An 818-nucleotide genomic window follows, 5' to 3' on the forward strand; every position below is an offset into this window, starting at 1 on the left:
AGCTCGATTGGTTCGCTGTCGACCTCCACGTCGACCGGCCTGTCGTCGGCGAATAGCTCGATCGGCTCGCTGTCGACCTCGACCTCGACCGGCCTCTCGTCGGCCAACAGCTCGATCGGTTCGCTGTCGACTTCCACGTCGACCGGCCTGTCGTCGGCCAACAGCTCGATCGGCTCGCTGTCGACTTCGACGTCGACGGGCCTCTCGTCGGCCAATAGCTCGATTGGTTCGCTGTCGACCTCCACCTCGACCGGCCTGTCGTCGGCGAATAGCTCGATCGGTTCGCTGTCGACTTCCACGTCGACCGGTCTGTCGTCGGCTAACAGCTCGATCGGTTCGCTCTCGACCTCGACCTCGACGGGTCTGTCGTCGGCGAATAGCTCGATCGGCTCGCTCTCGACCTCCACCTCGACCGGTCTGTCGTCGGCGAATAGCTCGATCGGCTCACTGTCCACGTCGACCTCGACCGGCCTCTCGTCGGCGAATAGCTCGATTGGTTCGCTGTCGACTTCGACCTCCACGGGCCTGTCGTCGGCTAACAGCTCGATCGGCTCGCTGTCGACCTCCACGTCGACCGGCCTGTCGTCGGCCAACAGCTCGATTGGCTCGCTGTCGACCTCGACCTCCACGGGTCTGTCGTCGGCCAATAGCTCGATCGGTTCGTTGTCGACGTCGACCTCGACCGGCCTGTCGTCGGCGAATAGCTCGATCGGCTCGCTGTCGACCTCGACCTCGACGGGCCTGTCGTCGGCCAATAGCTCGATCGGTTCGTTGTCGACGTCGACCTCGACCGGCCTGTCGTCGGCGAATAGCTCGAT

The 818-nt window shown here is 64.1% G+C and carries 1 protein-coding gene; it reads right to left on the bottom strand.

Annotated features, from left to right (window positions below; all coding sequences use genetic code 11):
• The coding region (locus BDO18943_RS42455; RefSeq protein ID WP_210771982.1) for a hypothetical protein at nt 1-818 on the bottom strand (818 nt) is incomplete at both ends.

Source organism: Burkholderia aenigmatica, assembly GCF_902499175.1.
GTDB classification, from domain to species: Bacteria; Pseudomonadota; Gammaproteobacteria; order Burkholderiales; family Burkholderiaceae; genus Burkholderia; species Burkholderia aenigmatica.